Source organism: Crocosphaera chwakensis CCY0110, from assembly GCF_000169335.1.
GTDB classification, from domain to species: domain Bacteria; phylum Cyanobacteriota; class Cyanobacteriia; order Cyanobacteriales; family Microcystaceae; genus Crocosphaera; species Crocosphaera chwakensis.
The window spans coordinates 1-11,317 of sequence record NZ_AAXW01000102.1; the positions used below are offsets into that span (position 1 = coordinate 1).

Sequence of the window (11,317 nt, forward strand, 5' to 3'; positions counted from 1 at the left end):
ATAGAGCAATTCAGAAAAATATAAAATTGTCTAGTGATATTAACTGGATTGCTTCTAAAAAGAGTGCTGAAAAAATCTGGATTACCGATGCGTTAGCCGAAGAATTCTACCCTGTTCCGGACTTTACCAAACCTAAAGTAGATGAAGGGATTCACCGTATCGCAGCCACATTAGGAAAAATAGCAACTCTTGAAGAAATTTCTTGTTCTCCATCTCAACCTCTAGAGTTAGAGTTAACGATTCTCGTTCCCATAAAAGAATATGATTCTCAACAAAATGCTCAATTTTCTAAGAAACTAAACAGTTTTCTTAAACGATATTATTTCTTAGATCGACCCATGAGCATCACCCTCAAACCAAGTTTAAAAATTTACCCTGAAGGATTAGGAGGATTATTATTAGGCAAAAAAAGTGAGACAACAGAATTAATTATTATGCTAGGCCACCGAAATTCTAGTTATCTCATCTTTAAAAAAGTAGCTTATACCAAGGGAAATTCAACTCTTTTGGGGTTTCATACATTACTAAAATATTTCTGTGAAAAGGCTATCGGACAAGAAGAAAATAAAGCTACACTTCTTACCTTATGGTCAGCCAGAAATGATGTAACTCAATTAAAACGATTAATTAAAAGTCACGATGATGATTATGCTAATAATGAATATCAAAGAATTCTTGCTGCTTATGAAAATAGTCGAAATCAATTATGGTTATCCATAAGAGAATGGCTTAAAAAAGAACTAAAAGATATTCAATTTGATAACCTGAACTTTATGGGAGGAACGTCGGAATTTCTCAAGCCTCTCATTTTAAATGATAATTTGTTTAAGAGTATCAACCCTAGTTTCGTGGGAGAAATTTATCAAGAGAAAATTTTAAACGAGATAAGATTTCCTCAAGGAATTGAAGAAAATTTTAAAGATAATGCCTTAAGATTTGTTGATGTATATGGAGTATTTAAAAAGTAACATGGGAAGACCAAATCAAAGAACTATCACTATTAACTACATTGAACGGAATGAAGCTACAGAAATAGTAGAAGAATATTTAAGTCAAATGGATAGCAGCTTACTTAGACAAGAAATTATGACTTTACTATTTTGTCAATATCTTCCTGTATTCAGTCGAGAAATTCCCCGTAAACTTTACGAAAAAGAGTTAATAAAATGCCTCAAAGCAGCAAGAGGACTCTTATTAAATTTAGAAAAAGAACTAGAGACAACCAGAAATTACTTAGATTCTCCCTCTAACTGGTTAAAAGATAAGTTTAAACCTATCACTAATCAGGAAATTTCAAAACAGCAATCTACTAGAGTTGATGAACTAATTGATGAGTCAGACCCCACTTTAATTAATAATAATGATTTAACTGAAGATGAGGAACCACCAATCATCTATGAAGAAGAAGAAGAAGAAACAGATGATTTATCTTCAGATACGACTCAAAGAATCCTTGATAATTTCCCCGATTATCCTGTTTAATTCTTAATCTGTGAGAAACCATTACTGCTTAATAAAGACAAAATTAAGAGGATTAAATTATGACTACACTTCAAGAAAATGCAAAAACAGAATCGAACACCTCTAAGGGGACTTCCACACCTATTAAAAATTTAATCATTGTGGGAGGAGAAAAAGGAGGAACTGGAAAAAGTTATTTAACTAGACATTTGATTGGATTTTGCCTGAGAAAACAATGGGAAGATAAAATAACTGTTTTCGATGCCGATCCTTCAGTTGATGATGTTTATCAAGCTTATGAAAAATATCCCTGGATGAAAAAGGTTGAATTTTCTGATAGTAAATATAAATTAGCTGATCCTTTTGATATTTATGATAAAAGTGAAAATAAATTTTTAGTAATTGTCAATCTTCCTTCTAATATTCAAAAGAACTTTAATAATTTTTTTGAAACTTTTGGCTTATTTAAAAAAGAAATTCAAGAAAAAGTTTATGAAACAGCGTATTATTTATTTGTCAGTGATGGTTCTTATCAAAGTATTAAATTATTTAGAGAACATTTACAACGATATAAAGATAAGCCTTTTATTAAAACTATCTTTATCCTTAATGAAGGTCAAAATGGGCAAAGTGAATCTTTTAAATACCTAGAGACAATTGATTCAGAGAGTTCTAAGGGATTAATTAAAGAGATCAATGATTTAAAAATTCCCGTATTAGTAATCCCTGAGTTAGCTCCTAATCTGAGATATAAAATTGACGAATTAGTTAGTGAACAGAAAACTTCTTTTGACGAAATTGTTAAAGGAAATCAATTAAGTTTACTTTGGAGTAGTCATTATCAACAATACTTGGAAAAAATTAATAATTTATTTGGTGAATTATTTAACCAGTCAGCCGAAGTAAAATATCAAAATTTACAGAATCATCAAACTAAACAAAGAACCGCACAATCTTTACCTATTTAGTCACTCAACAGAAAGGAGTAAATTCCTAAAATGGAAGCAACTATTACTGAAATCAAAGATTATATAAAATCTAATTCTGAGATTAAAAGTTATATAGATTTAGCCTTAAAAGATGTCACACCTGACATGAAAGAAGAGGTTTTCAGGTTTTTAGTTGTGTCAAAAGTTAAACCAGATGATCCTCTCTTTAAATTAATGTTAGCTTGTCATTATTTTAACCTAGTAACTTTAAATGCTCCCAATGAAATTGAAAAAGCGTTTGAAGTAGGAACGGTTAATTTACTGAGCTTATTGGCAAAACAAACAGATGAGTTAAAAAGTGCTAGTGTCAAACAAATTGAAGCCAATATTAGTCGCAGTGTTAACAGGTTGCTTGAAAAACAATCCTTACCAACTCCTAAAAGAAGGTGGTTAAAGAGAATCGCTTTTGGGTGTGGTGGATTGCTTTTATTCGGGTTAGGGGCAATAAGTGCTTACCATTATGCACAGATGCAATATCAAAGCACTCTAGAAATTGAAAACCGTCAGTTATTAACTTGGGCTAAGAGCAAAGAGGGTCGATTTGCTTTTAACCTAATCCAATGGAACCCTGGATTACTTGATGGAAGTTGCTCAAAAAGTGTGGCACGTCTTGGGATTGGATGGGCTGAAGCTGTAACTAAAGATGGGCAATTAGTCGGCGATCGCAGAGCTACCACAGGGTACTGTGTGACTTGGCGTATCCCCCCTGAACAACGAAAGTTTCAGTGAGGAGTTTCAGTGAGGAGTGATTAAGCTATGTATGCAATTAAATGTAATCTAATTGATAGAAAATATGTATTGAAATCTCTAGGGGAATATAACCTCTGGAATTTGGGACTAAAAGGATTTTTGTTACCCGATGGAACCTTAAAACCGACTGAATCTTGGCTTTGTTGTCTGAATCAGTCTCCAGGGATTTATGTAATTGAAGGGATTTTGAACCCAGTCTCTCACAGCGATCGCTACCAAATAATTGTAGCCAATCAACAACTAGAGAATAAAAAAGGCTATAAATTAATCTTTCTAGATACCCATATAGAGATGGGGGAAGATTTAGCACCTATATTACCCATTAAAGAAATCCCATTACCCAGAGGAGAATCATTAAAAAAACTATTAGAAAAATATCAGAAAAATACTAATTCGTGGTACACAGCTTGTTTAGGGTTATCAAAGGGCGAGGTTTTAGAGTTATTGCCAAAAGCTAAAAATCCCCAGGAAATACTAAGTTATAAAGCCCAAAAATTGCAAAGTAAGGGATTAAGTTTACCTTCTGAACCAGATGTACCAGATGTAGCAGGACTAGATTTACTAAAAAAAGATTTACAAACCATCGCTGATTTATTTAGCCCAACCGCTTTAGCAGTAGGGTTAAGACCCCCCAAAGGCGTAATGGCGTTAGGACTCCCAGGAACGGGTAAATCTTTGACTTGTAAACTAGCAGCCAAGTACACAGGAGCCTTACTCATCTCCCTAGACTGGACACAATTGTATGGCAGTACGGTGGCAGAAACCCTCGATAATTTGGACTATGTGCTTAAATTTGTTGATTTATTCGGGAATGTGATTCTGACCATTGACGAATTTGAGAAAGCGATCGCAGGAGCATTAACAGAAGGAGGAGTGACCACAAAACTAACAGGAAAGTTACTTAATTGGTTACAAGACCATACGACTCCTGTGTTGTTATTTGTAACGATTAACCATTTACAATTACTACCCCCAGAAATGTTCAGACGGTTTGAATATGTCTGGTTTTTTGATAACGAATTACACAATGGAGCTATGTATGAAATCTTTAACTTGCATTTGTCCCAAAGGTTTAGTTGTTGGCAGAGTAATATTTTTACCGATTATGAATGGTTTGATTTATTTACTCAATACCGAGGCTATACAGCAGCAGAAATCGGGACAGCCATTAAAAGACTGCATACGATTTTGTATGAAAAATTACTGTCGGCCTCCGTAAATTTGGTAGAAGAACTGAATAATTATCCTGTGAGATATCCTCAGAAATTTCATCGTCAATTGATAGAAGTTCAACAAGAAGTCAAAGCGTCTATATCTATTCCCTTACTGGCTAAACAATTAGAAATAATTAGAATGAATCGTCATTTTACTAGACCAGTATTAGGAGAAGATACAAGTCGTTTTAGTTCCTATCGCCCTCAAGAAAATCATAGTTATGTCTAAATCAGTCACTCCTCATCAGTTACCAGTCACCAGTAGTATAGTTAGGGAATGTTACCCACAACGAAAAGAGTCCACTAATTATTCTCAAGTAGTCATAAGAAAACGAGTATTAGAGTTTTTGAATGAACATAAAAAAAGTCAATTGGTTGCCCAACTTTATCAAGAGACATTTGAGTATCAACCTATGTCTTTAGAAGAGATGGTCAATAATCTTTCTTCAAAGAGGATAGACGAATTATTTATGATTTATATTCAAAAACCAGCCATAAAATTATGGAGATGGAGCTTATCATTTTTAGGACTAATATTAGGATTATGTTTGTTTACAACTTTAAGTTCCCTCAGATTTTAGCATCAAAAAGATTATTGATAGGATTAACGACTATTATCGGATTAGTTGGATTAGTTGGATTAATCGCATTAGTTAAAAATTCAAATCAAACTGTTTCACAACTTAGTGAAAGTAGTCTAGAAAAAATAGCTAAAGAAAATAGTGAATTATCAGCAAAAGACCTTGAATTAAATATTAGTCGATTATGGCAAAAAGATAATCATGAAGTGTTATGGATTGACTTTAATCATCAAGGACTATGTGGGATAAATCATCATTGTTTATATGCTATGTATCATCGCTATGGAGAAAGTGTAACTCTGGTTTGGCGATCTTATTTAGACCCTAGATTACCCCCTAAAGTGAAATTAATGGAGGAACAAAAACCATGTGTAATCATTAATCAACTAGATGAAACTTCACCCAAAAACCTCAATAAGTATCACCTTTGTCCCGTGGATACTAATCAGTACGAAGTGACTAAAAAAGTCACCACCAAAATCAACTAATTGTAATTAATTTCACTCAATCAAGTAAGGAGAAAACCAATGTCACAACAAATTCCTTTTTTAAACTTAGAAGACTTAAAGACAATTGATTTTTCAGAAAAAGCTTTAGTGAAGACAACTGGAGAAGATTATTGTTTAAGTGTAAGTGATGTGATTGATAAGTTAGGAGAAGAAAGCGAAGACATTAACAACATTTTGCGGTTGTTAGGAGAAGAGACTATTTTATGTCGTCTATTTAAACTCAAAGAGGAAGTCTATTGTGGGGTTCCTAAAATTTATCGAGATGAATCGAATAAAGTTAAATTGTACGATGCTCAAAATAATCCTCAACCCATCGACAAAGAAATTCAGTTTATTGAATATGAGACAGATTATGCTAAACAACTTGATGACAGTTTCATTTTTACAGGGTATCAAACAATTGCTATTAAGGAAGGAGATTTAACCGCAGCTTTAAAAGTTTCTACGGGTATTTTTAAAGAATGGCAAACGACTATTACCGAACAATATAAAAAAGATTCCAGTCAAGTTAAAATGCCACAAGGAAAAGGGACTATTCCTCCTCAAATCATTAATTTTTATCCTCGTTCTATTGTTCCTATGAGTTCCCTAGAAGTTGGGCAAAGCCTAATAGTACAAGAAAATTTAGGTCTAGATCCCAGACAACCAGGGGCAACTCGTTTTCAAGTGCAAGAATTTAACTTAGATATTAATCAACCGGTAGGAGAAGTTTTCGAGGTTTGGGCAAATTATCAACTACGAAAACATTACCAGCAATATGGACAAACACCTTGTACTGTAGTTGACAAAGACAAAAAAGGAGATAAAACTATTCTCAAATTTGCTAGGGCTGATTTTGCCAAAGTTAGTTAATTCAATAGAAAATTAATTTTCAAGAAGTAATGGTAAATGGTAGCCCTACACTTTGCACCTCAAAAACCAAGCCCTTTTAAACTGCGTCCCTATCAAGCGCAAGTAGTTGAAAGTGTACATCAGCAATTGAAAACGGATCAACGTCAACGAGTTTTAGTAGTGGCTGGAACAGGTGCAGGAAAAACCGTTATCGCTTCCCATCTCACACAGGACTTTCTATTGCAGAATAAGAAAGTTCTTTTTCTTGTTCATCGGGATATTTTAGTCAAGCAAACCGTTAGCAAGTTTACTCATTTACCTCATGGTATCATTGCAGGCCGCCATCAACTCAATCTCTCTCAACCGTTGCAAGTGGCATCAGTGCAAACTTTAGGTAGGAAAGGAGTCGAATGGTTAAACCATCATTTTCCTTTTGATATAGCTATCTTTGATGAATCACATCTGACCAACTGGTTTAATTTTTCTCTAGAGTTATTTCCTCGATTACCTTTATCTCAAGATGATCACACCATCTGTATTGGTTTAACCGCAACTCCTTGGCGACGGTCCAAGTATCAAGCGATGGGGGATCTTTATCAATCTTCAGTCTTTGCCCCTCTACCCGGAGAATTGATCTCTCAGGGTTTCTTAGTGCCATTTGCCTATTTTTCTATTGGCAAAGTAGAGAAAAAAGGACTACGCATTAGAAATGGCGAATATGAGACAGTTAAACTAAAAGTTCGTTGTAATACTCCTGAAGTTATCCAACATATTGTTAATGAATGGCTCGATAAAGCCAAAAATCGTCCCACTATTATCTTTAGTATTGATATAGAACACGCACAAGCAATTGCACAAGCTTTTAACAATCAGGGCATCTCTGCGGCCTCTGTTGATGGCACGATGAAAATAGGCGATCGTGAGAAGATTTATGAGCAATTAGCACAACGAAAAATCCAAGTTGTTTGCAGTTGTGAGGCTTTAAGTGAAGGGTTTGATGTTCCTATTGTTAGTTGTGTGGTTTTGGCACGGTTAACGACATCGAAAGCCAAGTATATACAGCAAATTGGTCGAGGAGCAAGGATTACTCCTGATGGAGAAAAACGAGATTGTCTTGTTCTTGACGCTGTAGGGTTAGTTGAAGAATTTGGCTTTTTCGAGGATATTAGTTATGAAGATTTGGAGTTAAGAACTTCAGAAAACAAACCTGATCATAAAACTCCTCCACCCATGAAAAATTGTCCCAAGTGTCAACAATTGATATTAGGAAGTTTACAAGTTTGTTCTAATGAAAAATGTCGTCATAAATTCTCTCCTCAATATGAAATCCATGCTCCTAAAAAGTTAAAGTTGGTTATTCCCGAAAGTTCTCGTCAAAAATATCAACATTATCAGAAGTTGATTAAACAAGCTTATCAGAATCAAACATCATTTATCAATGCTGATAATCTCTTTAAATCAACTTATGGTCATTACCCTCCTGCTAGTTGGCGTAAAGGGGCTATCTTTGGTGATAATCCTAGTGAAACTGATCAAAAAAATTATCTTAATTATCTAAAATTATTAGTCAAAAAACATCAGATTAAAACTCCCAACTGGGTTGAAAATAATTGTTGGGAATTTTAACACTCATCAGTCACACGCTTCGCTTCCTCAACTCCTCACGCTACTTTTGAGACATTTGAACTGTTATTAACTAAAGTTTCTTTTACGGAGTTGATTAAGTTATAGTCAGTGAACTTAGTAACGTCTTTTTCCGACAAACCTGGACTATTAAGAGGAAGATGTTGACCCTTCCATTTAGTTTGATTTTCAGTTTTATCAGCTTTGGCAATCATTTTAACTGCGCCATCATGACTGGTTAGAGATAATTGTTCTCCATTCCAGCTAATTATATCTTGTTTCCCTTTATAACTAAGAGTTTTATTGTTTTCATCCCAATTAAAATTATCGGGATCAGTTAATCTTTTAGCTTGGAGTAGAGCCAGTAAGACAGGGGCAACTTGCTCTGTTCGTTGTTGTTGAATGGCAATATTTTCAGGCATAAATTCAGGAGATAAGTAAGTAGATAGTGAGTCAAGAACTTCTTGAAATGAAGAATTAGAAGATTCTGGTTGAGCAGAATTTATTGATTTAGAATTTATTAACTCAGGATTTTCGATTTCTGAATTATCTTTTTCATTATAAACAAGATTTTCAGTATTTGTCTTAACTTCAGACTCTTCAATAACATTATTTTCTTCTGTTGAATTAGCTGAAGTTTCAAGATAATGAGACTTATTACTGTTGTTACTGTCGAATTTTTGGCTCTTATCTTCGGTAGTTATTTCATCTTTAATGTCATTGGAATTTGTTAGTTCTTTTTCTGATGTTTCTTCAATGTCACTAGAAGTAGTAACAGTTGTTTCAGATTCATCTAGTTGTTCAATATCTTTAATATTAGGTTTGACCTCAGATGTCTTAATATCAATCTCAATCTGTTGTGGTTGTAAATGATTAAGTTTAACTACACCATTTTCTAGTCTAAAGATTTCTTGTCCTTTAAATCTAATGAGTAAATCACGATTAAATTCTGAGGGTGTTTGACCTGTTTCTAAATCTAAAGCCTTTTCTAAATAAGTTAAATCTTCTTGAGACACTCCTTTTAAGAGAATTTCCTCATCGGTAGATTTTCCTTCAAATATAGTCTTTCTTCCGAAAACTATTTTGATGTTTACGGTAGTTTCTGACTGATTTGAATCTTCCGTTAATTTTTCTAAGTTTTGGGAATTATCTGCCAGTTTATTTAGTATCTTTTTGATAATATCTGACCCATCTAATAAAGGGTCTTGATTATCTTGAGACTTGGGGGAGGTATTATTTGTTTGCGATTTTTCTAAGAACGTAGGTAAAACTTTACTCTGTTGTTTGAGAACTTGGTCATAATTTTTATTAACAACATCTTCAGTGAGATCAATCTCCCCGTCAAAACTATATATTTTTCCATCTTTGTAATCTCCCAAGGGGGTTATTTCTAATCCCCATAATCCTTTGTTATCCTCATATTTATATTTATTCTCTGTTAGTTTATCGAGTTCTTTGACACTATGTTTCTCTTTTTCTGCCCATTCTTGTCTATACTGTGGATCTCTAATCATTTGATCGGTGATTTGGTATTGCTTCCCTACTAGAAACGCTACTTGTTTATCAGGGTTTTCTTTGTTACCAGAGTAAGCGATCGCTATATCACCTTCAATAAATTTGTAAGCTTTATAAGGTTGAAAATGTCTTGTCGTGTGAGTTCGACCATGGCCACGCATGGCATCAATGGTAGTATCAACAGGTAATTTATTATCTTCTCCATGTAATAGTAAACTATAATTCATGTTTACTGGTTTGCTTGAGATATCAATGAATGAAGTTTGATTATTATCTTTATTAGAAGAATGGTTACTATTAACTTTTGGTTTTGGTTTAATATTATTTTTATCTAAAGTTTGTGAATTATCATTTTCTATTTGGTCATCATATTCATCTTCAGGTAAAGGTACATCATTTGGATCAAAATCAGTATGATAGTCGTCTTCTAACTCTTCTATTGAAGGAATGTATTCATCTTCATCTGCTGGTTCAAGCTCCTCATCTGGTACTGGAGGAATTTGAATAGCAGACGAGGATGAATATGAATTAGTATTGGTATTACTTTCAACATCAGAGGTTTGATCTGAGTTATCAGGAGAAGAGAGTTCAGGCTTTTGATTAGTATTTATATCACTTTGAGAATTCTCCCATTCTTCATTAGGAAGATACCAAGGTTTTTGTGACAAAATTAGGGCAGCTTTATTGTTATAAACAAACAATTGTTCAGAAGCTCTAGTAGCTGCGACATAAGTTAATTCTTGCATCTGCTGAATTAAATCCTGACGAGAGGCTTCAATTTTAGTTTGTTCAATTCTTTTATTAAAAGAATCGTTAATATTTTGTTGGTCAATAGCAACTTTAGTTTTAGTCTTCCCTTGAGCTTTATGATAAGTTCTAGCGTAATTATAACTAATATAATTATAAGCTTGTTTAAACTCTTGAGCTTTTTTATATTTTTCTCTTTTTTTTGCTCGATCAGTTTCCATTTTCCAAGCTTTATCTAATTCTTTAACTTTTTTACTAAAAGCTTGCTGACTTTCTTTAGCAATAATTTTGATATCAAAAGTTTGTGAGGAGTCATTGACTGACTGTACGGTTAATAACCAAGTCGAAAATTTATTTTCATCCAAGTTAGAAGTAAGTTTATTAGCATTAATAACTTTTAATTCTTCTCCGTTATAAATACTTCTTGTGTCATCTATATCTCTACCATTATCATCAGCCACAATAATTTCACCTTCAACATATTCAGGAGCATTATTACCAAAACGAGCTTGTCTAATTTGATTATTTAGTTCGTCAACTCTAGCGTTAGTATAAGCATAAACCTGAAAATAATTGGGATTTTTATTAAATTCTTCGGAGGTAAAATGAGTAAGAATGTTGTTTGTCCAATCTTGTTGATTTTGTCCCACAACTGTTTGATCCGAACTAGAAGTAATTAAGGGTTTTTTCTGTTGTTGATTAGTTCGTAATGCAGTAGCTAAATAGCCTAATTGATTAGAATATCTAACAACTTCAGTAAGTTGACTTCGATGTTTAATAGTCGGATCACTAAAAGCCTTTGACCTTCCCTCATTCACGGGACGAATTTGAGCATTATCTCCCACTAAAAGAATTTTTTTGCTATGTTGTGCTAGTTCTTTTAGGAGATCATACATTTCTTCATTAACCATTGATACTTCATCGACAATGATTAAATCAGGAAGTTCACTGATTTGCTGTGGATCTAGTTTGCGACCGAGGAATCGTTCTTCATTTTTTTTATTGTCAATACCAGGACGATATTTTAATAAACTATGAAGAGTTCTCGCATCATCAAATTCAATTCCGAGTTTTTGGCTTAATTGTCGTCCCACATT

Annotated in this window: 10 protein-coding genes; 9 read left to right on the plus strand and 1 reads right to left on the minus strand. The window is 33.6% G+C overall.

All coding sequences use genetic code 11. The features are described from left to right. The 9 genes from CY0110_RS26595 to CY0110_RS26635 form a co-directional block, all read left to right on the plus strand. Positions 1-968: acetate and sugar kinases/Hsc70/actin family protein (locus CY0110_RS26595; RefSeq protein WP_008278755.1), on the plus strand; the 968-nt coding region annotated here is incomplete at its 5' end. Between the two features lies 1 nt (position 969). Then, positions 970-1,482, plus strand: a complete 513-nt coding sequence (locus CY0110_RS26600) for a hypothetical protein (RefSeq protein ID WP_157464670.1) — start codon at positions 970-972, stop codon at positions 1,480-1,482. A gap of 59 nt (positions 1,483-1,541) precedes the next feature. After that, the gene (locus CY0110_RS26605; protein ID WP_008278757.1) at positions 1,542-2,429 is read left to right on the plus strand and encodes a hypothetical protein; all 888 of its coding nucleotides are present in this window, start codon (positions 1,542-1,544) and stop codon (positions 2,427-2,429) included. A 30-nt stretch (positions 2,430-2,459) separates the two neighbouring features. Beyond that, positions 2,460-3,179: a DUF6753 family protein gene (locus CY0110_RS26610; protein WP_008278758.1), complete on the plus strand. Its 720-nt coding sequence runs from the start codon at positions 2,460-2,462 to the stop codon at positions 3,177-3,179. A 27-nt stretch (positions 3,180-3,206) separates the two neighbouring features. Then, the gene (locus CY0110_RS28205) at positions 3,207-4,643 is read left to right on the plus strand and encodes an AAA family ATPase (protein ID WP_008278759.1); all 1,437 of its coding nucleotides are present in this window, start codon (positions 3,207-3,209) and stop codon (positions 4,641-4,643) included. Beyond that, positions 4,636-4,995 carry a hypothetical protein gene (locus CY0110_RS26620; RefSeq protein WP_008278760.1) on the plus strand — a complete coding sequence of 120 codons (360 nt, stop codon included), beginning with the start codon at positions 4,636-4,638 and terminating at the stop codon, positions 4,993-4,995. Before CY0110_RS28205 ends, CY0110_RS26620 begins: the two co-directional genes overlap by 8 nt. After that, a complete protein-coding gene (locus tag CY0110_RS26625) occupies positions 4,959-5,483 on the plus strand; it encodes a hypothetical protein (RefSeq protein WP_008278761.1) in 525 nt (174 codons plus the stop codon). Before CY0110_RS26620 ends, CY0110_RS26625 begins: the two co-directional genes overlap by 37 nt. A gap of 39 nt (positions 5,484-5,522) precedes the next feature. Beyond that, entirely contained in the window at positions 5,523-6,356 is an 834-nt protein-coding gene (locus CY0110_RS26630; protein ID WP_008278762.1) for a hypothetical protein, read from the plus strand. Between the two features lie 36 nt (positions 6,357-6,392). Then, positions 6,393-7,961: a DEAD/DEAH box helicase gene (locus CY0110_RS26635; protein ID WP_008278763.1), complete on the plus strand. Its 1,569-nt coding sequence runs from the start codon at positions 6,393-6,395 to the stop codon at positions 7,959-7,961. A 35-nt stretch (positions 7,962-7,996) separates the two neighbouring features. Here the strand turns inward: CY0110_RS26635 and CY0110_RS26640 are convergent. Then, on the minus strand, positions 7,997-11,317 hold a 3,321-nt coding region (locus CY0110_RS26640; RefSeq protein WP_008278764.1), incomplete at its 5' end, for an AAA family ATPase.

Bases quoted from the DNA above. Each gene is read 5' to 3' on its own strand.
- CY0110_RS26610 (WP_008278758.1), top strand. From the start codon at position 2,460: ATGGAAGCAACTATTACTGAAATCAAAGATTATATAAAATCTAATTCT.
- CY0110_RS26600 (WP_157464670.1), top strand. From the start codon at position 970: ATGGGAAGACCAAATCAAAGAACTATCACTATTAACTACATTGAACGG.
- CY0110_RS28205 (WP_008278759.1), top strand. From the start codon at position 3,207: ATGTATGCAATTAAATGTAATCTAATTGATAGAAAATATGTATTGAAA.
- CY0110_RS26635 (WP_008278763.1), top strand. From the start codon at position 6,393: ATGGTAGCCCTACACTTTGCACCTCAAAAACCAAGCCCTTTTAAACTG.
- CY0110_RS26620 (WP_008278760.1), top strand. From the start codon at position 4,636: ATGTCTAAATCAGTCACTCCTCATCAGTTACCAGTCACCAGTAGTATA.
- CY0110_RS26630 (WP_008278762.1), top strand. From the start codon at position 5,523: ATGTCACAACAAATTCCTTTTTTAAACTTAGAAGACTTAAAGACAATT.
- CY0110_RS26605 (WP_008278757.1), top strand. From the start codon at position 1,542: ATGACTACACTTCAAGAAAATGCAAAAACAGAATCGAACACCTCTAAG.
- CY0110_RS26625 (WP_008278761.1), top strand. From the start codon at position 4,959: ATGTTTGTTTACAACTTTAAGTTCCCTCAGATTTTAGCATCAAAAAGA.